The sequence below is a fragment of the Flavobacterium sp. WG21 genome, from assembly GCF_000335775.1.
In the GTDB taxonomy this organism is placed as follows: domain Bacteria; phylum Bacteroidota; class Bacteroidia; order Flavobacteriales; family Flavobacteriaceae; genus Flavobacterium; species Flavobacterium tructae.
In genome coordinates, this window is the sequence record NZ_AMYW01000042.1 from 1 (window position 1) to 25,191 (window position 25,191).

Annotated in this window: 22 protein-coding genes; 5 read left to right on the forward strand and 17 right to left on the reverse strand. The window is 34.5% G+C overall.

Features of this window, described 5'->3' with window-relative positions; all coding sequences use genetic code 11:
* Window positions 1–469: 469 nt before the first annotated feature.
* The 3 genes from C245_RS0120755 to C245_RS0120765 all read right to left on the reverse strand — a co-directional run bounded on the left by C245_RS0120755 (window position 470) and on the right by C245_RS0120765 (window position 5,482).
* Window positions 470–904, reverse strand: a complete 435-nt coding sequence (locus C245_RS0120755; RefSeq protein WP_017498539.1) for a RidA family protein — start codon at window positions 902–904, stop codon at window positions 470–472.
* A 146-nt stretch (window positions 905–1,050) separates the two neighbouring features.
* A complete protein-coding gene (locus C245_RS0120760; protein ID WP_017498540.1) occupies window positions 1,051–3,837 on the reverse strand; it encodes a hypothetical protein in 2,787 nt (928 codons plus the stop codon).
* A 202-nt stretch (window positions 3,838–4,039) separates the two neighbouring features.
* A complete protein-coding gene (locus C245_RS0120765; protein WP_017498541.1) occupies window positions 4,040–5,482 on the reverse strand; it encodes a PIN-like domain-containing protein in 1,443 nt (480 codons plus the stop codon).
* 404 nt (window positions 5,483–5,886) lie between these two features.
* Here C245_RS0120765 and prfA point away from each other — a divergent pair, with 404 nt between their 5' ends.
* Window positions 5,887–6,963, forward strand: coding sequence for a peptide chain release factor 1 (gene prfA / locus C245_RS0120770; protein ID WP_017498542.1), 1,077 nt, complete (start codon window positions 5,887–5,889; stop codon window positions 6,961–6,963).
* A 329-nt stretch (window positions 6,964–7,292) separates the two neighbouring features.
* Here the strand turns inward: prfA and C245_RS0120775 are convergent, their stop codons facing one another.
* The 9 genes from C245_RS0120775 to C245_RS0120810 all read right to left on the reverse strand — a co-directional run bounded on the left by C245_RS0120775 (window position 7,293) and on the right by C245_RS0120810 (window position 12,786).
* On the reverse strand, window positions 7,293–7,622 hold the full coding sequence (locus C245_RS0120775; protein ID WP_017498543.1) for a hypothetical protein: 330 nt from the start codon (window positions 7,620–7,622) through the stop codon (window positions 7,293–7,295).
* Between the two features lie 11 nt (window positions 7,623–7,633).
* Window positions 7,634–8,026, reverse strand: a complete 393-nt coding sequence (locus C245_RS0120780; RefSeq protein WP_017498544.1) for a hypothetical protein — start codon at window positions 8,024–8,026, stop codon at window positions 7,634–7,636.
* 35 nt (window positions 8,027–8,061) lie between these two features.
* On the reverse strand, window positions 8,062–8,346 hold the full coding sequence (locus C245_RS0120785) for a YtxH domain-containing protein (RefSeq protein ID WP_017498545.1): 285 nt from the start codon (window positions 8,344–8,346) through the stop codon (window positions 8,062–8,064).
* Window positions 8,347–8,390: 44 nt separating this feature from the next.
* Complete coding sequence (locus tag C245_RS24300; RefSeq protein WP_123923494.1) at window positions 8,391–8,543, reverse strand: lmo0937 family membrane protein; 153 nt, start codon at window positions 8,541–8,543, stop codon at window positions 8,391–8,393.
* 34 nt (window positions 8,544–8,577) lie between these two features.
* Window positions 8,578–9,219, reverse strand: coding sequence for a porin family protein (locus C245_RS0120790; RefSeq protein WP_017498546.1), 642 nt, complete (start codon window positions 9,217–9,219; stop codon window positions 8,578–8,580).
* Window positions 9,220–9,257: 38 nt separating this feature from the next.
* Window positions 9,258–9,692: a DUF4142 domain-containing protein gene (locus tag C245_RS23350; protein WP_017498547.1), complete on the reverse strand. Its 435-nt coding sequence runs from the start codon at window positions 9,690–9,692 to the stop codon at window positions 9,258–9,260.
* A 276-nt stretch (window positions 9,693–9,968) separates the two neighbouring features.
* Window positions 9,969–11,753 carry a CHASE3 domain-containing protein gene (locus tag C245_RS0120800; protein WP_017498549.1) on the reverse strand — a complete coding sequence of 595 codons (1,785 nt, stop codon included), beginning with the start codon at window positions 11,751–11,753 and terminating at the stop codon, window positions 9,969–9,971.
* 10 nt (window positions 11,754–11,763) lie between these two features.
* Window positions 11,764–12,213: a response regulator gene (locus C245_RS0120805; protein ID WP_017498550.1), complete on the reverse strand. Its 450-nt coding sequence runs from the start codon at window positions 12,211–12,213 to the stop codon at window positions 11,764–11,766.
* Between the two features lie 21 nt (window positions 12,214–12,234).
* Window positions 12,235–12,786, reverse strand: coding sequence for an AraC family transcriptional regulator (locus C245_RS0120810; protein WP_017498551.1), 552 nt, complete (start codon window positions 12,784–12,786; stop codon window positions 12,235–12,237).
* A gap of 672 nt (window positions 12,787–13,458) precedes the next feature.
* Between C245_RS0120810 and C245_RS0120820 the strand changes: the two genes are divergently transcribed.
* From C245_RS0120820 to katG, 4 genes are all read left to right on the forward strand, one after another.
* The gene (locus C245_RS0120820; protein ID WP_035747066.1) at window positions 13,459–15,642 is read left to right on the forward strand and encodes a DUF5723 family protein; all 2,184 of its coding nucleotides are present in this window, start codon (window positions 13,459–13,461) and stop codon (window positions 15,640–15,642) included.
* Between the two features lie 115 nt (window positions 15,643–15,757).
* The gene (pyrF, locus tag C245_RS0120825) at window positions 15,758–16,579 is read left to right on the forward strand and encodes an orotidine-5'-phosphate decarboxylase (protein WP_017498554.1); all 822 of its coding nucleotides are present in this window, start codon (window positions 15,758–15,760) and stop codon (window positions 16,577–16,579) included.
* Between the two features lie 135 nt (window positions 16,580–16,714).
* Entirely contained in the window at window positions 16,715–17,515 is an 801-nt protein-coding gene (locus C245_RS0120830) for an ABC transporter substrate-binding protein (protein WP_017498555.1), read from the forward strand.
* A gap of 525 nt (window positions 17,516–18,040) precedes the next feature.
* Window positions 18,041–20,245, forward strand: a complete 2,205-nt coding sequence (katG, locus tag C245_RS0120835; RefSeq protein ID WP_017498556.1) for a catalase/peroxidase HPI — start codon at window positions 18,041–18,043, stop codon at window positions 20,243–20,245.
* 172 nt (window positions 20,246–20,417) lie between these two features.
* Here katG and purU read toward each other — a convergent pair whose 3' ends face one another.
* From purU to C245_RS0120860, 5 genes are all read right to left on the reverse strand, one after another.
* Window positions 20,418–21,272: a formyltetrahydrofolate deformylase gene (purU, locus tag C245_RS0120840; RefSeq protein ID WP_017498557.1), complete on the reverse strand. Its 855-nt coding sequence runs from the start codon at window positions 21,270–21,272 to the stop codon at window positions 20,418–20,420.
* 86 nt (window positions 21,273–21,358) lie between these two features.
* Entirely contained in the window at window positions 21,359–22,084 is a 726-nt protein-coding gene (locus C245_RS0120845; protein ID WP_017498558.1) for a DUF4197 domain-containing protein, read from the reverse strand.
* 210 nt (window positions 22,085–22,294) lie between these two features.
* Window positions 22,295–22,927, reverse strand: a complete 633-nt coding sequence (locus C245_RS0120850; RefSeq protein WP_017498559.1) for a hypothetical protein — start codon at window positions 22,925–22,927, stop codon at window positions 22,295–22,297.
* A gap of 22 nt (window positions 22,928–22,949) precedes the next feature.
* Window positions 22,950–23,396 carry a cytochrome c oxidase assembly factor Coa1 family protein gene (locus C245_RS0120855; RefSeq protein ID WP_017498560.1) on the reverse strand — a complete coding sequence of 149 codons (447 nt, stop codon included), beginning with the start codon at window positions 23,394–23,396 and terminating at the stop codon, window positions 22,950–22,952.
* 151 nt (window positions 23,397–23,547) lie between these two features.
* Complete coding sequence (locus C245_RS0120860) at window positions 23,548–25,122, reverse strand: murein L,D-transpeptidase (RefSeq protein WP_017498561.1); 1,575 nt, start codon at window positions 25,120–25,122, stop codon at window positions 23,548–23,550.
* Between the last annotated feature and the right edge of the window lie 69 nt (window positions 25,123–25,191).

The following is a 25,191-nucleotide window of genomic DNA, read 5'->3' on the forward strand; positions in this document are numbered from 1 at the left end:
ATTTTTGTTTTTAATTACCAATTACTTGTACGCTCGCGATAGTTAAGAGAAGCACATTTTATTCTTGTGGCAAATTTTATTTTTATTTTTGTTTTGCCACAAAAGCTGTAACAATTTTTAATTTATTTTCATTTTGTTACAGAAGTTGTAACAAATTTCGATTTATTTTTATTTTGTTACAGAAAGTGTGACAAAATAATTTTTTGTTTTCATTTTGTCACAGTAAAAAAATCCCTATAAATCTTTTTAGGATGAAGCGTAAAGAAGCAAACTTTTTTCAAGAGAAGACTAGAAAAGAAAGTACGCAAAGTGTCCAAAGATTTTTTTTCTCATTTTATGTCATTTCGACGTGAGGAGAAATCTTCGTAAGTAACTCCGCAACGAAAACTTAATCTTTGTCGAGCTCCTCGTGGAGATTTCTCCTCACGTCGAAATGACAAGCTTTGTGGTTATAGCCAATTGAACCTAATTATTTCGGCAAATGTGCAACCAATTCAACCTCTAATTTTGCGGTTGGCATGTATAATTGTACTATTTGTACCCATGTAGCTGCAGGAAAGTCACCATTGTAGAATTTTTTCCTAACGTTGTTGTACTTTTTCATGGTCTCAATATCTGTTGTATATAGATTTTCTTTTACAACATTTGCAAACGTGGCACCATAACTCGCTAGCGAAGCCTTTAAATCGTTATAGACCGTTGTGATTCCTGCCGGAGTTAGTTCTGTTGTTACAGCCCCCGAAATGTAAAGCACATTATCCACTTTTAAAACCTGAGCATAACCAATAACGGTATCTTGCTTTGGGCCGTTGTTCCAATGCCATTTTTCCTTTTTTATTTTGGCTTCTTGTGCAAAATTGATATTGAAAACGAATAAAAAAGAAAGTAAAAGAAAATGTTTCATAGTGGTTTGTTAATTAAAGTTGGTTTTAAGGTTTTATTTTTCGTGTTAGTGTGAAGTATATAGTTTATAATTGTTTTTTACTGGTTTATTTGGGTTGCATGTATAAGTAGGTCCCTCATGTTTGGATTGAAATCTGCAATATAGTATTAGATTTTTTCCAATTCTTCAAGTCTATTTTCAAGATTGTTTTTATACTTGTCATTATTGCAAGTACTTATTGCATGTTTTGCTTGTATTATAGCTTCATTTATTTTTCCTTGACTTTCTGCACATTGACTTAATAAATCGTGATATATTGATATTCTTTCAATACCAACGCTATCTTTACTTGCTAAAGTAAAGGCTTCTACAGCAGAATTATAACAATTTGGAGTGCTAATTTTTAACTCTATTTTGGCTTTTTGATAAACTAACCAGTGGTCATATGATTTTTGGGGTACTTTTTCAATTGCAAGTAATGCTTTTTGGGGAAGGTTAGCTGTTAAATAGGTTTTAGCTAAAGATCTTCCTTCGAAAGATGTTAATTCTTCCATCTCATAAATTTTGTCTGCAAAAGCTAAACTTATATTTGAAATTTTTTTAGAGAGTTTTTCCTTATTATCGCGCAAAGCTGATATCGCTATATTGGTTAGTCCTTCACTAGCATTTAACCAATTTTTGCTATCAACATTTTGCGGTGAAGTGGTAAGAAGTTCAGGGATTGTTTCAGCAAGATTAATGCATATTGAACTATGATTGTAATTAAAAATGGATGTAAAAGAAACAAATGCTTCGAAAAACTGACCAAAACCTTCTAAAGATGATATCACTATTATATCTGATAACTTTTGAACATCATCTTGGTTTAGATTAATAGAATTACTAATTTTTTTGTAAGACCTAAGTCTAGCTAAAGATCCAAGAGAAACTCGTAGAGGCACTGTAGAGTAATTATTAAAAATACAACTAAATAACTTTTCTAAGTACTCACTCCCCGTTTTTTTAAACGATTCGGCAACTCCTTTTTGAGAGCCAATATGAGCTATTTGGAGATATGTTGCATGCATATTAGGTTCTAAAGATAATAATTGTTGAAAAGTTTTTAATGATTCATCAAATTCACCACTGCGTCTTAAAGTTTTACCTAAATGATGTAATATTTCAACTTTTATTTCATTGTTTGAAACTTTTTTAAGGGCATTTTTGTATTCTTCAATGCATTTTTTAAAGTACTCATTTTTTTCATTTTCATCAGTTAAAGAATATGCATAGGCTTCTTTTGAATCTATCAAACAAAGAATAGATGCTAAAGTCATATGTGGAAGAATTTGTTCATTATGCAGAGTTTGTTGAATTTGCTGTCTTTTTATTCCTTCAATTTGTAAAAGTGCATAAGTAATCCAATTTTTTTGGTCTAAAGAATTATGCTCTTTAACTAGAACCTCATAACATAAATGTATTTGTCTTAATACACTTGGAGACATATTTGCATTGTTTTTTGCAATATATTTAGAAATAGCAGAACAAATTTCTTCTGTATTTGGATTATCTTTAACAGAAGCACATACTAAATCATGGATTTTAAGAAAACCAGGTAAATTAGAAGGTAGTAAAATTGAAAGTCTTTGTAAAGTTATTCTGTTAAAACTTCCAATAAAATGTGCAAGAAATTCCGAATCATTTGTTGTAATACCTGAATTCGCTATTTGTTTTAAAGCAGTCAATGCATTTGGTTCTAACTTAGCGAGAATATTTCGCATAATAGATTTTCCTTCTGAGTTTGTGATTTCTTGTGGGCTCTTCAAAACTTCCTGATAGAGTTCTTCTCGACTAATTCCTTCTTCATCTGAAAGCTTTTTTATTGTTGATAATATTAAAGGGGAAAACTTACATAAATTAATTACTGTTTGAGTTAGATTTGTCTTTTGCTCTAAATCTTCACCAATTATTTTGTAAGCTATTTCATCTGACAATTGAGGTATGCTTAAATAATTTGCATCATTACTTTTGGATAATTGAGAAGTAATTAAAATTTTACTCCCATTGGAAAGACCAACTGTTAATTCATGTAAATCAGAGATATTTATCAATCGTTCAAGATTGTCTATTATCAAGATTGTTTTATAAAGATTGAATATTCCAGCAATATTTAATGGAGATCCTCCTCTTGTTCGTTGAATACTCGAAAATGATTGATTTTGTTTCCAATCTTCGCCTGAAATCCAAATATAATTTTCAAAATTATTTTTTTCTGAGTGCAAATAATCAATAGCCATTTGAGTTTTACCGGAACCACTTATTCCATATAAAATGCAAATATTGTTATTTTGGAAGTGCTTGGAAATGGTATTTGTTAAGTTTATATCTTTTACATGATTGTCACAAAACGAAGGAGCTTTTCCATAATATTCATAATTATCTAAATCTTTTGAATAGCCAGGGAAAAATTGTTTGTAAAATGATGCAGCATCGATAGAAATATTTGATTGTTCGTAAATAAGTTTTGCTAATTCTCTGCTATCATAAATTATTATTTTTTCGCCATATAGCTCGGCGAGAGGTGTTTTGTTAAATTTACTTCTGAACGAAGAAGGTTCTTCTTGAGATGATATCAAGTAAATTTTTTTAATTTTTTCGGGGGAATTATGAGTCAACACATGATTTATGTCGTTTTCAATTTTTTCATAACTTGGAATTGGATTATCTTTTTTGGATGAATCTTTAAAATATTTTTTTTCTGTACTGTATTCAGCTGTAACTAAAGAGTCATCAGTGAAACTATCAATTGTATATCCGGAAGGTTTATAATCTTTATTAATACCATGATGAACCATTCTTTTATCTTCAATTAAGGAAACTACTTTATTACCAATTATTTCTAGATTTGTGGGACTTAAACATCCAATCTCTTCAATTAATTTTTTTATTATTCTTTGTTTTATAAATTCGAACATAGTGTATATAGATTTTTTTTGTAGATGATAAATGTAAGAACCTGATTGTGTTAGTTTGCTATCTGGGTCTAATAATGTAAGGTCGATTTGTTTTAAGCGAGTTAATTATTATATTTTCGAGTACTGTATTGTTAATAATGTTTAATTATTGATAAATAGGAATTGGAAATTTTAGATATAAGAAGTGTGAAGATATTTGTGATTAGAGAGATGTTGCAAAATGAATTGATAATTGTTTTTCTGCATTTGCTAAGCCTTCTGAGGTCAATTTGATAGCTTGAACATCATTATAAAATAAGTTTGTTGCTTTATGAAGATATTCTTCAATCATTCCTTTAGCAACTAACACATCTTTAATCGCGTATGATGCTCTAAAGTTGTATCCTTTGCTCCCTAAATATTTAATTACAAAACTTCTTGTTCCAATAAAATTATCTCCATATTTTTTTGCCCATTTTTGACTTTGATTTAATTCTTGTAGAAATTCTGATTCTGAAATACTGGAAAAATGGAAATCGTCAAAATCAATTTCATCAAAAGTGATATCGTCTTCATAAAAACCTATTCGACCAATTATTTTTGGAGAATTGACTACAACTTTTCTAGTGGGAAATGTATCTGATTCTTCTTTTGATTCTTCAGTCTTCTCTTCAACATAAATAGCTTGATAGGATACTCGTATTTTATCTTTTGCTTGAAATATATACATTGTTTTTTCTGTTGCAATGTATGTATTGACAATGTAATGAGTATATGGTAATAGTTCTGCTTTATTGCGGAGGAGCCAATCATTTTTTTCGACATCATTTGTTAGAAAAATTATGTCACTTTTTTCAATCTTCATAAATTTTAACATTTCGTGATAAATAATAAAGTCCCCATATGGATCATCTTTGTCATTTTTTTCTCCACAACCAGGAAATGTATATTTCCAATTAAAATTTTGATCTCCTTTTACATTTGAATATTGATTATTTAGGATATCGTATGTAGATTTTAAAAATGATGCTTCACTTTCTGTTAGTGAATTAGTAACTTTAAATGTTGCTATCAAATCAAGAAGTGGATCATTTCGTTCTATATCTGCTTGACCTTCAAGGCGTTTTTTGATGTCTTCTATTTTTTTTTCTTTCTCAATAATTTGCTGTTCGAAATCTGTATCTTGAAATAAACTTTTGAGTTTATTCTTTAATGTTTCATTAAATTGATGGAGTTCATTACGTAAGTCTTGGTAATCATTTTTCAAGATTGGATTATTATTTAAATAATGTTCAAAGCCTTTAATTTCACCAATTTTTAGTTTCTCAATTTCGGTTTTAATATTTCTGTATGCGCTTACAAACTCCTCTAAAGATTTTAAATAAGATTTTATGTGGTCAATTCTATGACGCAGAAATTCAGCTTCAATTTGTTTAGTTAGATATATCCTGTCTTTATTTATTTCAAAAAATTTTTGGAGTTGTTCTCTCTCGGAAAACGAGATTTTATAATAGTCTAATAAGACATTTGTATCAAGAAATATTGGTAAATCACCTTCTAAGCTTGAAGCATTTTCTAATCCGTCAGAATAAAATTTTAAAGCTTTTTGATTTTCTAAAATTGAAACGTCTTTTGCAAGAAAACAAAAATTAGAAGTTATTTCCATTTCGATAAAATTTGGTTTGTATATTAAATTTATATTCTAAAGTCTATTTTGGACAATCTTAAACAAACATCGTATTTAATCCAAACTAATCACCAAGTAAAAACACCTGATTTTAGACAAAAGTTGTTTATCAATTCAAAATAATTTTACGGAAATCCATAAAGGCAATAAATAAACCCAAAATTCCTAGCCCTGATAGCAGCGGCATCCTTTTTAGGCAAACGGAAAAGATCTAAATTAAATCCTAAAACTTCTGCCTAAAAAGATACAGTGGATAGCAGGAACAAGCTCCTAAAAACCATCCTGATTCGACTAAATTTCAGCTTTAAAAAACACAAGAAAACAACACTAGAATTTTCGGTAAAAATTTTGTAATTTTGCGGTCCAATAAAAGGAATTAGAAAATGTTAGATAGACTTCAATATGTAAAGCAGCGTTTTGATGAGATTTCGGATTTGATTATTCAGCCGGATGTTATTGCTGATCAAAAGCGTTATGTGCAACTCAACCAGGAATATAAAAGCATCAAAGCTTTGGTTGAAAAAAGAGAAGAATACATTCTTGTTTTAGCGAATATTGACGAAGCAAACGAAATTATTGCTGACGGAAGCGATGCAGATATGGTTGAAATGGCCAAAATGCAACTTGACGAAGCAAAAGAACGCTTGCCGCAACTGGAGGAGGAAATCAAATTTATGTTGATTCCTAAAGATCCTGAAGATGCTAAAAATGTCATGGTGGAGATCCGCGCCGGAACGGGTGGGGATGAAGCGAGTATTTTTGCAGGGGATTTATTCAGAATGTATACTAAATACTGCGAGTCACAAGGTTGGAGAACTTCTGTGGTGGATATGAACGAAGGTACTTCGGGAGGTTTTAAAGAGGTTATTTTTGAAGTTACCGGAGAAGATGTGTACGGAACCCTGAAATTTGAAGCTGGTGTGCACCGTGTACAACGTGTTCCGCAAACCGAAACTCAAGGTCGTGTGCATACTTCGGCAGCAACGGTAATGGTTTTACCGGAAGCGGAAGAGTTTGATGTACAAATCGATATGAACGACGTTCGTGTAGATTTCTTCTGTTCGTCAGGACCTGGAGGACAGTCGGTAAATACGACGAAATCGGCAGTACGTTTAACGCACATTCCTACAGGATTGGTGGCGCAATGTCAGGATCAGAAATCACAGCATAAAAATAAAGATAAAGCGTTAACGGTTTTACGTTCTCGTTTGTACGAAATGGAATTGGCTAAAAAACAAGAGGAAGACGCTACAAAACGTAGTTCTCAGGTAAGTTCGGGTGACCGTTCGGCTAAGATTCGTACGTACAACTACGCACAAGGTCGTGTAACCGATCATCGTGTGGGACTAACGTTATACGATTTAGGAAACATCATGAATGGTGATATTCAGAAAATTGTTGCCGAGCTTCAGTTGGTGAACAATATGGAGAAATTGAAGGAAGCGTCGGAGGTTTTTTAAGGGACTGAGGTTCTTAGGTGCTGAGATTCTGAGAGTTTAGGTTCAAAGGTTTTTTTAAGGGGCTGAGGTTCTTAGGTACTGAGATTCTGAGGGTTTAGACTTAAAGGTTTCTGAAAATAGATATATAAAAAAGGAGTGTTTCATTGTTTGAAACACTCCTTTTTTTTATTGTTTATATGGATTACAGCTTGAAAATTGTTGCTGTAAAATGAAATAGTTTTGTGGGATTTAGCAGAAAATTTGCTTTTCCAGTCTCTCAGACCTTTTCATAAAGAATGCAAACACATCCCAAAAAAACTTTGTACCTCTGTACCTCTGTACCTTTGAATCTAAGAACTTCTTGGCTTCAAAACCACATTGGCAACAAAAAGCTGCAATAACGATCCAAAGATGTTTTTGAAAGTCGAGGTGCTTTTGCCAACGACAAATCTTTTGGCGAGATAACCAATTCCGATGCTAATAGCCGATTGTGCGAGATCACTCTTAAATCCAACCGTTTCATTGATTTCTTCAACAGTGCTTCGAATCAGGTTAAGAGGTTTTAAATGCTCTTTAATTTCATCGATTTCGTCTTTAATGGCGCACCACTCGGCATTTTGTTGGTTTTCTAAAAGCTGAATTTTCCGGTCTAGTGAATCAAGGGTGTAAATAGTTTCCATGACAGTCTTTTTTAGTTTTTTGATTGACCTGAATCACAAGGAACTTCTTGTTTGGTTTCTTTTAAAATGCTCGAAACAATCATGTTTCCGATAGGGGTTTTAATAAGCTTGTGATGCGATTTGTGCAGTACAATGGCGACAATTAAGTAAAACAAGGCCAGTATAAAAAAACCGTAATAGTTTTCGCCAAGTTTTTTTCCAATCCATAAACTGATTCCAATATTAAGGAACAAAGTAAAAAATGCAACAACAGCGCCAACTGCGATCCTGGAGGTCAATGTTGATAAAACATCTGCCGATGCTGATACCGTTTTGAGTTTAATTAATTCTAAACTCGTTTTGGTATAGTTCTCTGCTTTCTCGTAAAGATTTAAGTTCTCGTTTGTTGTTGCATTTGATTCCATAATAAAGGGGGTGTTTAGGATTTAAATTTCACCTTTTAATAGTTCGATTTTACCGCTTTGGCTTCGTCCTTAAGGGTGTTGAAGTCCTCTTTTGCCTGGCTGAATTTTGCCTTTCCCTCTTCGATAATTTCTTTCCCGTTTGACTTAATAGTACTAACGATTCCGTCAAATTTGGTTTTTATATTATCTCCGTAATCTTTAGACTTGTCTGATATTTTTTTTCTGGTATTTGATCCTTTGTCCGGTGCAAATAAAACGCCTAAAACTGCTCCCGCTGCTGCGGCTCCTAATATTCCTAAAATTGTGGTGCTCGTTTTCATAATATTCGATTTAGTAATTAATATATAGTGCTTAATAGTGTTTATTAAATTTCACGGCCTTTAATGAGCCTCAATAATATGGCAATAACTGCAATGACCAATAAAATATGAATGATACTTCCAAGGCTGTAAACAAAAAAGCCCAATGCCCAAAGAATGACCAGTACCAACGCGATTGTGTATAGTAGATTTGACATGATTTTTGTATTTAGGTTTAATTGAATCGTTTTCTTAGTTTAACTTATACGAAAGGTATAAAGTAAGGTTGCTGTTTTTGGCATCCGGAAAAGTGTATGTTGTTCCGGCTACCGTTCTTTCTTTTCCAATAGTAGTTAGCCCGTAGTTGTAACGTAATCCGATGCTTATTGGGTCAAAATCGACTCCAACTCCCGCAGATAAACCGGCGTCAAACTTGTTCAGGTCATTGGTGTCAATTTCTTGTTCGAAGTTAAAGTCACCTCTGCCAGTTACTTTTGAGCTTACCAAATAAGAGGCGTAACCACCGGCATGAATGTTAAAGTTTCTGGTGATATTTACTCTAACCAATAAAGGAACTTCGATGTAGTTGAGTCTGAATTTTGATTCTCCGCTGGCAAGAGCGTTATTGTATTCCAATTTGGCTCCTTTTGTAGTGAATAGGATTTCAGGCTGAATAGCAATGAAATCAGAGATAGGTAAAGTGGCGTAAAGACCGGCATTGAAACCGTATAATATGTTTTCGTCATTGGCATCACTAGAGTACAAATTCGACATGTTGAACCCTCCTTTGATTCCATACTCAGGATTTACATTATTGTTCTGAGCGTGCAGCATTCCAAACGATGCTGTTAAGAAAAGGGTTAAGGCGCATAAAAAATTTGGGTACATTTTCATAGTTACATAGTTTAGTTAATAATAGCGTATACAGGCGTTTAGATTACTATTCTTGATTTTTGAATTTCTCTGACAAACTCATATTGTTTGGGCAGGTATTGCAGCACCATTTCTAAAATAATCTGATCGTTCGTTTCCTTTGAAATCGATTCGAGCAATCTGATCTCTTCTTCTAAAGAGGCATTCATAGAATCCAGATAAGCCGCATTGAAATTGGTTTCGTTGGCATCAATTAAATCGTATAAATCCCGCTTATGGGTGGCATTGATTTCGGTAATAATAATCAGCTTTTTATTGGCCAGAGTTGTGATCTCTTGTAACAGCTGATTTTGATTGATTTCGATTTGTTTGCTTACTTCCAGTATGTTATTGTCAGAACTTTTTTGTTGTGCAATTTGACTTTTAGAAATAATGGTTTGACTTGCATTTGCCGCTGCGAATAAAAAAAAAGGCTTCAATTTCTTCTTTTTCATTTTTGGTAAAAGCCTCATTTTTTAAAGAAGTTGCTACTGGGTAGTTTTTTTTACAGGACGAAACAAAAACTAGTACACACAATAGGAATATTGTTCTTAAAAAAAATGCTTTTACTCGGGGAATTGCTTTCATTATTACTTCATAAAGTATTACTTTACAAAGATGGCAACGAATGGAGGATTTTGCTTTACACCAAAAAAAAGAAACGTTATATAATTCCCATAAAAGATTTATACAACGTTTGTTATGTGGTTTTTAAAGATTTTTTTGAGGGTTTAATCCGGAAGAAAAATCGTAAATATTGAACCCTGGTCAGGTTGACTGTCGGCTATGATATATCCTTTGTGATTGTCGACAATTTTTTTGCAAATGGCCAGGCCAATTCCTGTTCCGGGATAATCTGTTTTAGAATGAAGACGCTGAAACAATACAAAAATAGTTTCCTTAAACTGAGGGTCAAAGCCCATTCCGTTATCTGTAAAAGTTATTTTGTAGTATTTTTTTACATTCTGATCTAATAGTTCACGATAATCTACCGAAAATACTTTTTGACTTTCAATGGTAATTTCGGGAGCAACATTCGGACGGTTGTATTTTAAAGAATTTCCGATAAGGTTGATAAAAAGCTGTTCGATCTGATACGGAATGACGGCCAGTTTAGGCAATTTTGTAGACGTAATAATCGCTTTTTTCTCGTCGATCATTTCGGTTAATTCAGCTTCGGCATTTTTAAGTAATTCATTTAAATTTGATTTAATGAATTCTTTTTTGGTGGTATTTGTTCTTGAAAACAACAATAAATCATCAATTAAAACACGCATTCTTTTGGCCGAAATCTCAATTTTAGCAATATAATCATTGGCATTTTGAGACATAACAGCTTTGTCGGCATCTGAAATTCGGGAGATAAAAGTCTGAATTTTTCGAAGAGGTTCCTGTAAATCGTGACTCGCAACGTGGTTGAAAGAGGCCAGTTCCTTATTGCTGTTTTCGAGTTCGACGTTTCGTGCCTGAAGTTCTATGTTGAGTAAGTGCTCATCGGTAATATCAAAGTTGATTCCCAGTAAAATTTTGCTTCCCTGTTCGTCAGTCAATAATTTCCCTGTCGTTTTAAAATGCCTCACTTCTTGGGTAGGAAGTACAATTTTGTAATAAACAAAAGGCAGTTGTTTGTAGTTTAGGATTCCTTTCATTGACTTTGCTACCGTTTCTTTATCATCCGGGTGCACAAAGTTTAAAAAGGTGCCTTTTTCGGGAACAAAAGCATTAGGTTCGTAGCCCAGCAGGCGATATTGATTGTCGGAATAGTCTATTTTGTTGGTGTCTAAATCCCATTGCCAGGTACTGAATTTACCAATAGCTTCAGATTCAGCCATCAGTTTTCCGGAGATTAAAAGCTGCTTGTTGAAGACTTTCAGGCGTTCGAAATCACGACTAATTTGTCGGTAAGCCAATAAAATAAAGGTTAAAGCAACCAGAAACAGTGAAATAGAAAAAAGCGGACTCAGGGAAATTTCGGCATCGTAGATTTTTAGTCTTTTGGCCAAATCAGTTTTTTCGATATCATTCATTTCGTCTACTTTAAAACGAATGTTTTCCATCAAAATTCGTCCTCCAAACAAATGATTGTCGAGTTTTCGTTTATCGTAGGTTTTGGGATCGCTGTATTTAAGGCAGTTTTCAAACGAAACAAAACGCTGAATGATGAGCTTGAATAAGTTTTGAAGATTTTTCTGCTGTCGCGGATTGTCTTTTGTTAGCTTTTTTAAATTAATGAACGAAGTGTTTACCTTGTCGCGCGAATAAATGTAAGGAGTCAGGAAACGGGCATTGCGGGTGATGATATAGCCACGCTGTCCCGTTTCGGCATCCTTAATAGCCGACATTAATCGTTCTAACTGAATGTTAATTTCATACGTATGCATCACCAGCTTACTGGACTCATTCAGGTCCTGATTGTGCTTGTGAGCAATAGAAGAAAGAAATAACAGAATGAAAACTGCGATTACAAAAATAACTCTCAGTGAGTTTGAGGAATTAAAATTTGGGATCCACTTCATTGATTTCCTACTATTTTAGTCGCAACAGAAAATTATCACGATTTAACCCTGAGGTATGATAGTGCCAGTTTACAGTAACGACTTCATTAATTATTTTTTTCAGATTGTTAAAATCACTTGGTTTTTTAATGTAAATATTGGCGCCCTGAATAAAAGTATCTTCAATGTCTTCTTCAGAAGAAGAAGTAGAGTAGATTGCAATGATAATGTCTTTTAAACGCTCTGTTTTTTTAATCTCGATCAGGCATTCTTTTCCGGTTTTTTTCGGCATATTCAAATCCAGAAATAAAATATCGGGTAAAGCATTGTCAGGATTCATCAAATGGTCCATTAATTGCATTCCGTCATGCGCAAATTCTACTTTAGTCTGAATCTTTATCTCTTCAAAAGCATCTTTAAAAAAAAGGCGATCGTCCTCATCATCGTCAGCCAATAAAATGTGTAATGCGTTTTTTTGCATTTTAATATAGGTATTTGTATTTTATTTTAAATTCTCTCTTCGTTTCTTAATAATTCGCTGAAAAGCCGATGGCGTAATTCCGGTGGTGTTTTTAAACTGTGTACTCAGGTGCGCTACACTGGAGTAATTGAGTAAAAAAGCAATTTCGGTCAGGCTCATTTCGTTGATAATAATTAATTGTTTTGCTCTTTCAATTTTTTGTAAAATAATAAAATTCTCGATAGACGAATAGGTTACTTCCGAAAATACATTCGATAGGTACCCATAGCTATGATTGAGTTTTTCGGCTAAAAACACAGAACTTTTGTAATTGTTACTGTCTTCCATAAAGACAAGTTCAATAATAGCGTCCTTTATTTTTTGTACCAAAACACTTTTTTGGTTTTCTACCACTTCAAAACCACAAGGGCTCAGTTTCTCTTTTAAGGCCTCGAGTGCCTCAGCATCAAGGTTGTTATTGAGCTCAATTTCACCAAACCCCAAAGTGGTAAAGCTTACATTGTGCTGGTCCAGATTGTGTTTTAAAAAAAGCGAACAAATGGTGTTAATGTCGAACTTTATAAATAGTTTCATTTAATGAAAATTTGGTTAAAGATACTTAATTTAATTTTGGTTCTGTCGTTTAACAATTGTTAGAAATTTACTAATATTTCAACTAACTCGTTGGCAGTAATCCGGAAAAATACTATTCAACACATCAAGACATCGTTTTTAGTATAAAAAAATACCGTCTAATATTTATACTAGACGGTATTCCGATTGAGTCAGAAAGGGTTGCAAATCTGAAAAGACTTGATGAAATTCTTCTTCTACTTTTCCCTGCTTTTGCTGAAGTTTACTATCCATTTTAGCTCCGGCAAACATCAAATCATCATTTTTCAGAGTTGCGTATTTTGCTTCAGTATTCCTTTTTTAAACTCATTCCGCTTTTATGCTATTCCTGCAAAATCATTAAGCAGTAATAGTAATGTAAAATTGCAAATTATTTGCCTTTTTCTTGTTATATCTATTTAAAGAAGTATTGCATAATTCACATTTTACACTTTTAAAGGTGATAAAGAAATTTAATAGATGCTGTTATAATTATTTGATTAAAGGGTACTTATGAAAAGCAGAAAGAGAGTCTTTAGATTCATGTGAAAAAAATGTTAAAAAAGTTACAGGAATTCAATGTTTACGTAACCTGTTTGTAATTCAAATAGTGTAGTTTTGCCGCCGAATTTACCTAAAACAAAACAAATTTTAATGAAAAAAACTTTACTCAGTTTATTACTTATTGCGATTACTTTTTCAGCCAAATCTCAGTCTTATTTGGGATATACGCATGATAATTATGCAGGTGTTCAAAGTGTTCTTTTTAATCCGGCTTCTATTGCTGATTCTCGTTTTAAAACCGATGTTAATCTGTTTTCAATCAGTGGGACAGTAGCAAATGATCTTTATGGTGTTCGCCTTTTTGACGTGTATAAAAAAGGATATGATTTTGACAAGCAGTCGATCATGACACCGGCTAACTCCAATAATGGTTTGGTTAATTTTGATATCATGGGGCCTTCTTTCATGTTTAATATTGCTCCAAAACATACAATCGCTGTTTTTACAAGAGCCAGATCTGTTACTAATGCTTATAATGTTAATGGTAGCCTTGTAAATGAAGTGAAAAATGGTTTAGACCATGCAAACAATTTCAATTTCAACTTAGGCAATCCAAATGCAGTTTCGCATTCATGGGGAGAGCTTGGTGTTTCGTATGCTGCGGTTTTATGGCAAAACGATCAACATTTCTTAAAAGGAGGTTTAACAGCAAAATATCTTCAGGGTGGTGTAAACGGTTATACTCAGGGCAGAGGTGTGAAAGTTGCATTTGTGGAGAACAAAGCCAATCCGAGAGCCAGCACGCTTTTTTCTGAAGGAGAAGTAACCGTAGGAGCAAGCCAGGACTTTGATGCTAATGAAGATTACAAGTTTGATGCTAATTCAAATGGTTTCGGTTTTGATTTTGGACTTGTTTACGAATGGAGACCTGAATACAAAAAGTACGATTTAAACAAAGCAACTAAAGCCGACAATAACTTTCGTGATTTGAACAAATACAAAGTACGTTTTGGTCTTTCGGTTACCGATATTGGTTCGATCAATTACAAGAACTCAAAATTAGATACTTATAATGTTACCGGAGTGGTAACAGAAAAAATGATCAACGATGCCGATAACTTGTATGATTTCCTGAACGAGCATTATACAAAAGTTTCGACTTCAAAAGGAGTTAGAACCAACTTGCCAACAGCAATTCACGCTGATGTAGATTGGAACATGTACAGAAAATTCTATTTAAACTTAAATGGAGATATCAGTATGGTGAGTGATTCTAAATTAAACGGAAGCAGTATTGCCAATCGTGTGAGTTTAACGCCTCGTTATGAAAGCAGATGGTTTAGCTTTTATGTACCGATGACCTGGATGGAATACAGCGGAATGCAGGTAGGATCAGGAATTCGTTTAGGAGCTTTCTTTATTGGTTCAGGTTCTGTTTTGACGAATCTGGTTTCAAAAGAATCCAAAGCGGTTGATTTTCATCTTGGGGTAAAAATTCCGGTTTATCAGAAGAAATTCAAAGATACGGATGAAGACGGAGTAATTGATAAAGAAGACTCTTGTAGAAAAGTAGCAGGTCCGGAAGAAAATAACGGTTGTCCATGGCCGGATACAGATGGAGACAAAGTTTTTGATAAAGATGACGTTTGCCCAAGTGTTGCAGGTCCTGTAGAAAATAAAGGATGTCCTTGGAAAGATAGTGATGGTGATACTTTATTAGACAATGTAGATGCTTGTCCTGCAGTTGCCGGTCCGGTAGAAAACAAAGGTTGTCCTTGGCCGGATACTGATAAAGATGGCGTTTTAGACAAAGACGATGCTTGTCCGGATGTTGCTGGTCCTGCAGAAAATAAAGGATGCCCTGTTTTAGATGCTGATAAAGACGGAGTTTTAGATAAAGATGATGCTTGCCCGTTAGTGCATGGTCCTGCAGAAAATAATGGTTGTCCTAAAGTTACAAAAGAAACATTAGCACAATTGAAAGTAGAGGCGAAGTCTATCTTCTTTACAACCGGAAAAGCAACTTTAAGTGACGCCAGAAAAGGAGAAACTTCAGGTAGATTAGACGCGATCAAAGAGATTCTGAAAAACTATCCAAATGCTAAGTTTGCAATCAACGGACATACGGATAACGTTGGAAATCCAAAAGCCAACAAGAAATTATCTGAGGCAAGAGCAAAAGTAGTAATGGAGGCTTTGATTGAAAAAGGAGTAAATCCGGCTAACTTAAGTTCACAAGGATTTGGATCTGCAAAACCGGTTCAATCTAATAAAACGGCTAAAGGAAGAGCAGAAAACAGAAGAACAGAAATTGTATATTTAGGTAATTTGTAAGCCTAAACAGAATATAAAACCAAAAAGCCATTCGTAATTGAATGGCTTTTTTTATTTTTGCATACTTCTAAAATAGAATTATTTCTACTCTGTTTGGAGAACTAAAAAATCAAGAATGACAACACAACAACTACACGAACAAATTCTTTTAAAAAAATCATTTTTATGCGTTGGATTAGATCCTGATCTGACTAAAATTCCGCCACATTTATTAGAAACCGAAGATCCAATTTTTGAGTTCAATAAAGCAATAATTGATGCAACGCACGATTTAGCGGTAGGCTACAAGCCGAACACTGCTTTTTTTGAGGCTTACGGATTAAAAGGATGGCTTTCACTTCAGAAAACCATAAACTACATCAACGAGAATTTTCCGGAAATGTTTACCATTGCCGATGCAAAACGTGGTGATATAGGTAATACATCAAGCATGTATGCCAAGGCTTTTTTTGAAGATTTGAATTTCGACAGTGTAACCGTTGCTCCTTATATGGGGAAAGATTCGGTCGAGCCTTTCCTGGCTTTTGAAAACAAACATACGATTATGCTGGCTTTGACTTCAAACGAAGGAGCATTTGATTTTCAGACGTTAAACGTTAACGGAAAGGAATTATACAAACAAGTTTTGGAGACGTCTAAAACCTGGAAAAATAGCCACAACCTTATGTATGTGGTAGGCGCTACAAAAGCAGAATACTTTACTGAAATCAGGAAAATTGTCCCTGATAATTTCTTACTGGTACCGGGAATTGGAGCTCAGGGTGGAAGTTTATCTGAAGTTTGCAAATACGGAATGAATGATAAAGTAGGTTTGTTAGTCAATTCAGCGAGAGCCATTATCTATGCTTCAAAAGGAACTGACTTTGCTGAAAAAGCAAGAGAAGAAGCTCTGAAAGTTCAAAAAGAAATGGAAGAGATTATTAACTCTAAGGTTTAAATAACTTTATAAATAGATTAACCACAAAGTTCGCAAAGGTTTTTCGCAAGGTTCGCAAAAAAAAGCTTTGCGTTCGTAGCGTAATCCTTTGCGAACTTTGCGGTTAAAGAACTTGAAACCTGAAACAAAATAGACATGAAACAGTTACAAGATCAGCTTGGTACCTTACATACTTTCGAAACAGCTCCAAAACGAATTATTTCGTTAGTTCCTTCTCAGACTGAATTGCTATACGATTTAGGTTTAGAAGAAAAAATAGTGGGGATAACAAAGTTCTGCGTGCATCCGTATCATTTTAAGTCGACTAAAAAAATGGTTGGAGGAACGAAGAAGATTCATTTTGAAAAAATAAAATTGCTCCAACCCGATATTATCATTTGCAACAAAGAAGAAAATACGCCCGAGATTGTAGCGCAATTAAGTGCTATTTGCCCGGTTTGGGTGACCAATATTGTTTCAATTGAGGATAATTTTCAAATGATTTCTGATTTTGGACAGCTTTTCAATTGCAGAACCGAAGCTCAGAAATGGAACAATAAATTGCTCTTTGCTTTAAACGATTTTAAAAAATACGTTCAGGACATTCCTGAGAAAAAGGCGGCTTACTTTATTTGGAAGAATCCTTATATGGCAGCAGGAAATGATACCTATATTAATGAGTTATTAAAACTGAATCACTTTCAGAATATTTACGGTGATAAAGGCCGCTATCCGGAAATTGAACTCAGAAAAATGCGTCTGGAAGGCGATCCTGATTTGGTTTTTCTTTCTTCAGAGCCTTATCCATTCAAAGAAGAAGATGCTTTTGAAATAGGACGTTTTACTCATCATGCTAAAACTATTTTCGTCGATGGCGAAATGTTCTCCTGGCACGGAAGCCGATTGTTAAAGGCTTTTCCATACTTCAAATTACTACACGAAAGACTTAGAAATTAGTTTCAGGTTTCAAGTTTCAAGTTTCAAGTTTCAGGTTTTCTTTGTTTCAAGTTGTTGGAGCGTATATTTTGACGCAAAAACTTTAGCAAATTTGCGGTTAAACTATGTTCAAAGTGTAGCAACTTGAAACCTGAAACCTGAAACAAAAAAGGTAGCAAATTAGCAAAAAAAAAAATGCCGGCATCTCGAAGACGCCGGCATCATTTAACTAACCAAAACCAAAATAATAAATAACCAGTTTATTACACTACAAAGATCCAACTTATATGGATGTTTTGCTGTTAAGGTTTTGTTATTACTTTGTTGGACATAAGTTAAGATTCTTTAATGTGCTGTTTTGAGCTTTCTGTAGTGTTAAATAATTTTTGGCTATTAAAATATAAAAACAATCAATTTTGTTTATTAATATCGCAAAGATAAGTTTGTATATTTGATAAAGTGTTATATATCAAGGATGTGTGATTTCTTAAAAAAATTAGCATTTGATATAAAACAGTTAATTCTAATCAAAAAAAACAGAAAACAATGAGTGATTCAAACGAAAGTAAATGTCCTTTCCATAATGGACAAATGAAAGAAACTGCTGGTACAGGAACCTCTAATAAAGATTGGTGGCCAAATCGTTTAAATTTAAATATACTGCGTCAGCATTCTAGTTTGTCGGATCCGATGGAAAAAGATTTTAACTATGCGGAAGCATTTAAAACGTTAGACCTGAATGCGGTTAAAAAAGATCTTTTTGACCTGATGAAAGATTCGCAGGATTGGTGGCCGGCAGATTATGGTCATTATGGTCCTTTATTTATTCGTATGGCGTGGCACAGTGCAGGAACGTATCGTATATCAGACGGTCGTGGAGGTGCAAGTTCGGGGAATCAGCGTTTTGCTCCTCTTAACAGCTGGCCGGACAACGGGAATTTAGACAAAGCACGTTTTTTACTTTGGCCAATCAAACAGAAGTATGGAAACAAAATTTCCTGGGCCGATTTGATGATCTTAACAGGTAACTGCGCTTTAGAATCTATGGGATTTAAGACTTTTGGATTTGCAGGTGGAAGGGAAGATGTTTGGGAACCGGAACAGGATGTGAACTGGGGTTCAGAAATAGAATGGTTGGCTACCAGTGATAAACCATTTAGCAGGTATAGCGGTGATAGAAATCTGGAGAATCCGCTTGCGGCTGTACAAATGGGATTAATATATGTAAACCCTGAAGGCCCGGATGGTAACCCGGATCCACTAGGTTCTGGTAGAGATATTAGAGAGACTTTTGCAAGAATGGCTATGGATGATGCAGAAACTGTGGCATTAGTAGCGGGAGGTCATACATTCGGAAAAGCGCATGGTGCCGGTGATGCAGCATTAGTCGGAGCGGAGCCGGAAGGTGCCAGTATAGAACAAATGGGAATGGGCTGGAAAAGCAGTTTTGGTAGCGGAGTAGGAGGAGATGCTATTACCAGTGGGATTGAAGGAGCCTGGAAACCAAATCCGACTACCTGGGATAATGGTTTTTTTGAAACGTTGTTTAAGTACGATTGGAAATTAACCAAAAGTCCTGCAGGAGCACATCAGTGGACACCAACAGATGAAAGCGCTGCTACAACAGTAGAAGATGCTCACAATCCGGCCAAACGACATGCCCCTATGATGACAACAGCAGATATGGCACTGAAATTAGATCCTATTTATGAACCAATTTCAAGAGACTATTTCGAGAATTTCGACAAATTTGCCGATGCTTTTGCGAGAGCATGGTACAAATTAACGCACAGAGATTTGGGGCCTGTTTCCCGTTATTTAGGGCCTGAAGTTCCAAGTGAAATATTAATTTGGCAAGACCCGATTCCTGCTGCTAAAGGTGAGTTGAGTTATAATGATATTGCTGCTTTAAAAGATAAAATTCTTTCCAGCGGACTTTCTATTTCAGAATTGGTAAATACGGCTTGGGCATCAGCTTCTACGTTCCGAGGTTCAGATAAACGTGGAGGGGCTAATGGCGCCCGTATTCGCTTTGAACCGCAAATTAGCTGGGAAGTTAATGGAGGAGGACAAGTAAAAAAGGTATTGGCTGTTTTAGAAACCATACAAAATGATTTTGCTAATTCAGGAAAATCAGTATCTATTGCCGATTTAATTGTTTTAGGAGGATCTGCAGCTATTGAAAAAGCAGCATCAAATGCCGGTTTATCTGTTGATGTTCCTTTTACACAAGGAAGAGGTGATGCTACCTTAGAGCAAACAGATGTACATTCGTTTGAAGTATTAGAGCCAAAAGCAGATGGATTCCGAAACTATAAAAGTGCAAAAACAGGAGCCATTACCGAAGAACTTTTAATAGACAAAGCACAATTATTAACCTTATCTGTACCTGAAATGACAGTGTTGGTGGGAGGTTTGAGAGTGTTGAACGCTAACTATGACGGTTCTAAACATGGTGTGTTTACCGCAAATAAAGAAACATTAAGTAATGATTTCTTCATAAACCTGTTAGATTTAAGAACGGCCTGGAAAGCCACTGATGAAACCGGTGAAGTTTTTGAAGGACGTAATCGTACTACGGGAGAGGTTAAATGGACAGCAACCCGTGCCGATCTTATATTTGGTTCTAATTCTGAACTTCGTGCTTTAGCTGAGGTATACGCAAGCAGTGATGCCAAAGGGAAATTTGTTAAAGATTTTGTCTCAGCATGGACTAAAGTAATGAATCTGGACCGATTTGATGTACGTTAATAAAAAGGTTCTAAGGTTCTGAGGTTCTGAGAAACAAAGGCTCAAAGGAACAAAGATTTCCCTCTTAAATAAACAAACCCGACAGGTTTTTAAAACCTGTCGGGTTTACTTTTTTTTAATATACGTTTAAAACTCAGAACCTTTGTCCCTTTGAGCCTCTGCTTCTTTGCACCTAAGAAAAAACAACTGTTTTGTTACTGTAAACTATTGTTTTTCTTTCGGCATGTAATTTTATGGCTCTGGCTAAAACGATGCGTTCTAAATCACGCCCTTTCATAATAAAATCCTCAACGGAATGTATGTGTGAAACTCTCGCAATATCCTGTTCAATAATTGGCCCTTCATCCAGTTGTTCCGTCACGTAGTGGCTGGTTGCTCCAATAATTTTTACACCTCGTTTAAAAGCCGAGTGATAAGGTTTGGCACCCGGGAAGGCCGGTAAAAACGAATGATGGATATTAATGATTTTATTTTCGTAAAGCGAAATCAATTTAGGTGTAACGATCTGCATATAACGCGCCAGGACAATGAAATTAATCTGGTATTTTTTTAACAGTTCAATTTGTTTGGCTTCACCTTCTTCTTTATTGTCTTTTGTAAATGGAACACAGTGAAACGGAATATTAAATCGTTCGGCAACTGATCGCAACTCGTTATGATTACTGATGATGACAGGGATTTCTATATTTAATTCGTTAGCACTGTAACGCCCAAGAATATCAAACAGACAATGATCGTATTTGGAGACAAACAAAGCCATTTTAGGTTTGTGTTCCTGATTGTACAATTCCCACGACATATTAAAGTCGGTTGCAATCGTTTTTGAAAAATCTTCTTTTATCGATTCGGCACTCACATGTTGATTGGTGAATTCACATTCCAGTCGCATAAAAAAGACATTTTGCTCTACATCAACATGCTGATCGATATAGGTAATATTTCCTTCGACTTTAGCAATAAAAGTGGTCACTGCGGCAATGATTCCTTTTTGATCTTTGCAGTGCATCAGAATGGTTATTTTTTGCATTTTGGTTTAGGTTATTGGTTAATCAGTTAATCGTTGATTTGTAATTCGATTAAACGATTAACAAATCAACAATTTAACAACAAAAGCTATTTTTTGTCCTGCATAGCAAATACTTTCTTCAATAAAGGAGATGTTCTTGCATTGATGTTGGTACGAATGTCTTTTTCTTCTACAGCAATCATTTTAAAAACACCTGCTAAAGCCTGATTTGTGGTATAATCAGTCAAATCCGGGTTTACTTTTCGAACTAATGGAATGGTGTTGTATTTCTTGATTATGTTTGTCCAGATTACATCAGCACCTACTTTTTCAAAAGAGGTTTTGATTACGGGATTGAATTTGCTGTACAAAGCGGTTGTAGTGCTATTTTGTAAATAATTGGTTGCAGCACTTTCGTTCCCCAATAAAATGTTTTTGGCATCGGTAAACGACATGTTTTTAACTGCAGAAACAAAGATTGGTGTAGCTTCTTTAACGGCATCTTCAGCGGCACGATTCATTGCTTTTATGCCTTCATCGGCAAGAGAGGATAAACCAAGTTTTCGTAAGGTAGCGTCAACTCTTTGCAGTTCTTCCGGCATTAAAATTTTTACCGCTTCATTTTTATAAAAACCATCCTCAGCGGTTAATTTGCTTACTTGCTTTGTAATTCCTTTGTTCAGGGCTTCTTTTAATCCCGAGGCAATATCAACATTTCCCGTGCCATTAATCTTTGACGATAATTGAGATAACTGATCTAAAGTTTTTTGTATCTGGGCATTAGAAGTGAAAGAAAATGTAAGTGTAAGTAACAGAAGTAGAATCTTTTTCATTAAAGTGTAATTTTATAAGTTTTCAAAAATACTACTTATTCAAAAATAAAGCCACAATTTTATTTCCGGAGAACAAACAATTTGTTGCAACCTTAACAATGGTTTTTTGTAGGTTCTAAGATGCTGAGGTTCTGAGGCACAAAGGTGCAAAGGAGCAAAGGTTTTAGTGAAATACTTCTTCTAAAAGTAAAGCCTTAGAACCTTAGTTTCTCAGTATTTTCTTTGGTCAATACCTCCATCAAGATTTTTTCGGGATATTTGTTTAATTCCGGTATTGGTATAAGAATAACTTGATGCTTCCGTCCATTTCCAATTGGAATTAGTATCATTATCTATGCCAACTGCCGAGTAGATAATTTTGATGTTATTGTCAGTTGTGGCCATTTTTAGCCAGAGAAAGAATTCTTTATTTTTGGGTGTAGTCTCATTTTTGGAACAATATTGCAGTCTTCCTAAAACTTCAGGATCTTCTTTAAACCATTGTTTTAAAAATCCTAAATGCGTTTCAGAGCATTGATATCCCAAGTTCAGAGCCCATAGAAATTTACATTTTAAGTTGCTCTCGTCTGCTTTTTTATCACTATCCCAGTAGCAGTCATGGTCAACACCAGTAGTAACAAATCCTAGTGCTGCCCGTTGTGGATCGGTAAGCGTTTTGATGTAATCTTCATTGAGCTTTAGGACGCCTTTTTTGTCTAGCCAGAGTATCTTAACATAATCAACCTGATTTGCAGTTGTTTTGATTTCTTGTTTTTGTTTTTCACTGTTTGATGGAGATGTCTGAGAGAAAGTACAGGAATAGAAACTCAGAAAGAACAAGAAAAAAAACGGACGTAGATTCATAATGTAGTATCGTAAACGGGATTTAGGTGAAGGTATTTTGTTTGTTTTTTATTTTTTTAGTCAAATCAATTTTTTCTTTAGTGTCTTCCACATAAAGACTCATCTCATCGTATTTCCATGTTCCTTTTTTGGTTCCCACGACGTATAAAGTTCCTCTGCTTTTAGAACCCCTTATTGGAATTTGTAAGTTGCAATGCTCAACACTATTGCTTGAATTAACACTACCTGAGGCAACTCCGTTGTCTTCAATAGGACTACCCAATTTTTCCAGCACTATTGCATTATGCTGCGCTTCGTTCATGGCAGATTTATAAGAATCAGATTCTTTGAGCATGGTGGTAACTCCAAAGACAAGTGCAGCTATAAACAAACCAAACAGTACCACAAGACTTAAACATCCGGTTGGAACAAACCATTTCCAGTTTCTGTCCCACCAGCTTTTTCTAACTTCAGTATAATCGTCTTCCATAAAAAAAGGGTAATTTTTAAATTTGCATTTGAGTTATTAAAGATACTATTATTCTTCCAAACTCTAAATTCAAATCTAAAATTACCCTTTTAAAAATTACAGCTTCATTTACAGCTCTTTTGATGAAGCGAACGAACTAATTGGCTAAATTTTAGTTAGATACTACTCCCGTCTGAGGAGAAACCGTTTTGTTTAATTCAGCATCTCGCTCATAAACATCCTGAAAGAAACCAATTTCTCCATTTTCATTGACCAGCGAAGTAAAATAAGTAATATAAATAGGTACTTTTTTAGTTAGTTTAAAACTGTTTTCTGTTTTACCCGCCATAGCTTTATCTATTTTATCGGGAGTCCATTCAGGATAATCTTTAAGCATGGCAGTAGCTAATTCTTTTGCCATTTTTACGTTTATACAACCATGGCTAAACGTTCTTTTTTCAAAATCGAATAAAGTTTTAGACGGAGTATCATGCATATAGATATCATCAGGGTTCGGAAACATAAATTTTACTAATCCTAATGAGTTTTCAGGACCCGGTTTTTGTCTCACCTGGCCATTTACGATTTCCATATTATGTTTGGCCAAATAATTTTTATCCTCAGCGATTTTACTTTTCAACTCATTGTTTACAATACTTTGCGGAACGGTCCAGTAAGGGCTAAAAACGATTCTCTCAATTTCGCCATTAAAAATGGTTGTTTTAGTTAATGGTGCTCCAACAAAGACACTCGAAGACAGTTGCACCTTCCCATTTTTTACATAAATCAATTCATACGAAGGAACGTTGACTAAAACATACTCATCGCAACCGACCATTTGATCCGAAATAGTACGACATCTCTCCATGTTAAGTTTTAGGGTCTCCATTTTATCGACAAGAGGAATATTCATTTCTTTAATATGTTCTTCTGCTAAAATATAGTTAGGCTTGAAACCGTTACGAACTTTATATTTCATTACAGCATCCATTAATTCACGGTCGTAAACGTTACTTTTAGAATCCTTTTTTAAATCTCCCAATAAGTATAAACGGGTTCTCACTTGGGCGATAGTATTTGAAACAGCATCCGGACGTAAATCTTTATAAGGTGTTTCTTCCGGAACAATAGGTTTCCATTTATTAGAACGGTCTAGTTTTTTATATTTTTTCAGAACGCCCTGTAATTTATAATATTGATCATAGGTTACTTTAACATTTTCAGTAGTCGAAGTAGTGGCTTCTTCGATTGTACTGTAATTTAAAAAATCTTTCAGCATAGCATCATACGATATTTTTTTTCCGGCATCTGCATTACTTTTTTTGGCGTAAGCAATATATAGAGAGCTCAAAAGCATATCTGCATCTATTTTAGACAGCTTTGTTGCTGAAGAAGAAAAAAGAGCATCGATTTCTTTTTGATAAGGAACAACCAAATCATTCGTTTTTTTAGCTTTTTGATATAATGCAGAACCAAACTCATTGATGGCATCTTCATCAAACCAAATAGTTCCCGGAGTTCTGTTTTTGTATAATGACATGACGTCAGACTTATATCTTTTCAAATCAGAATATCTTTTAAAGAAGTCATTTGAAATTTCGTTTACATTATCAGAACCTGAATTCTTGTAAACGGGCGCGACAGTTGAAGTTTTTTTATAAGAAACGTTCTTATGATCAGTTTTGGCAAAAGAAGAGACAAAAAAACTTAGAACTATAATTAGGCTGAGTGGATATAATGTTTTCATTTTTTAAATTTTTACGGTGTTACTTTTGTAGGTAGTTTTAAGTAAAAATTTGGGGTTTTTCTATACTAC

Bases quoted from the DNA above. Each gene is read 5' to 3' on its own strand.
- C245_RS0120790 (WP_017498546.1), bottom strand. From the start codon at position 9,219: ATGAAAATGTACCCAAATTTTTTATGCGCCTTAACCCTTTTCTTAACA.
- prfA (WP_017498542.1), top strand. From the start codon at position 5,887: ATGTTAGATAGACTTCAATATGTAAAGCAGCGTTTTGATGAGATTTCG.
- C245_RS0120850 (WP_017498559.1), bottom strand. From the start codon at position 22,927: ATGAATCTACGTCCGTTTTTTTTCTTGTTCTTTCTGAGTTTCTATTCC.
- C245_RS0120830 (WP_017498555.1), top strand. From the start codon at position 16,715: ATGAAACAGTTACAAGATCAGCTTGGTACCTTACATACTTTCGAAACA.
- C245_RS0120800 (WP_017498549.1), bottom strand. From the start codon at position 11,753: ATGAAGTGGATCCCAAATTTTAATTCCTCAAACTCACTGAGAGTTATT.
- katG (WP_017498556.1), top strand. From the start codon at position 18,041: ATGAGTGATTCAAACGAAAGTAAATGTCCTTTCCATAATGGACAAATG.
- C245_RS23350 (WP_017498547.1), bottom strand. From the start codon at position 9,692: ATGAAAAAGAAGAAATTGAAGCCTTTTTTTTTATTCGCAGCGGCAAAT.
- C245_RS0120805 (WP_017498550.1), bottom strand. From the start codon at position 12,213: ATGCAAAAAAACGCATTACACATTTTATTGGCTGACGATGATGAGGAC.
- C245_RS0120775 (WP_017498543.1), bottom strand. From the start codon at position 7,622: ATGGAAACTATTTACACCCTTGATTCACTAGACCGGAAAATTCAGCTT.
- C245_RS0120860 (WP_017498561.1), bottom strand. From the start codon at position 25,122: ATGAAAACATTATATCCACTCAGCCTAATTATAGTTCTAAGTTTTTTT.
- pyrF (WP_017498554.1), top strand. From the start codon at position 15,758: ATGACAACACAACAACTACACGAACAAATTCTTTTAAAAAAATCATTT.
- C245_RS0120755 (WP_017498539.1), bottom strand. From the start codon at position 904: ATGAAACATTTTCTTTTACTTTCTTTTTTATTCGTTTTCAATATCAAT.
- C245_RS0120765 (WP_017498541.1), bottom strand. From the start codon at position 5,482: ATGGAAATAACTTCTAATTTTTGTTTTCTTGCAAAAGACGTTTCAATT.
- C245_RS0120845 (WP_017498558.1), bottom strand. From the start codon at position 22,084: ATGAAAAAGATTCTACTTCTGTTACTTACACTTACATTTTCTTTCACT.
- C245_RS0120855 (WP_017498560.1), bottom strand. From the start codon at position 23,396: ATGGAAGACGATTATACTGAAGTTAGAAAAAGCTGGTGGGACAGAAAC.
- C245_RS0120785 (WP_017498545.1), bottom strand. From the start codon at position 8,346: ATGAAAACGAGCACCACAATTTTAGGAATATTAGGAGCCGCAGCAGCG.
- C245_RS0120780 (WP_017498544.1), bottom strand. From the start codon at position 8,026: ATGGAATCAAATGCAACAACAAACGAGAACTTAAATCTTTACGAGAAA.
- C245_RS0120820 (WP_035747066.1), top strand. From the start codon at position 13,459: ATGAAAAAAACTTTACTCAGTTTATTACTTATTGCGATTACTTTTTCA.
- C245_RS0120810 (WP_017498551.1), bottom strand. From the start codon at position 12,786: ATGAAACTATTTATAAAGTTCGACATTAACACCATTTGTTCGCTTTTT.
- purU (WP_017498557.1), bottom strand. From the start codon at position 21,272: ATGCAAAAAATAACCATTCTGATGCACTGCAAAGATCAAAAAGGAATC.
- C245_RS24300 (WP_123923494.1), bottom strand. From the start codon at position 8,543: ATGTCAAATCTACTATACACAATCGCGTTGGTACTGGTCATTCTTTGG.
- C245_RS0120760 (WP_017498540.1), bottom strand. From the start codon at position 3,837: ATGTTCGAATTTATAAAACAAAGAATAATAAAAAAATTAATTGAAGAG.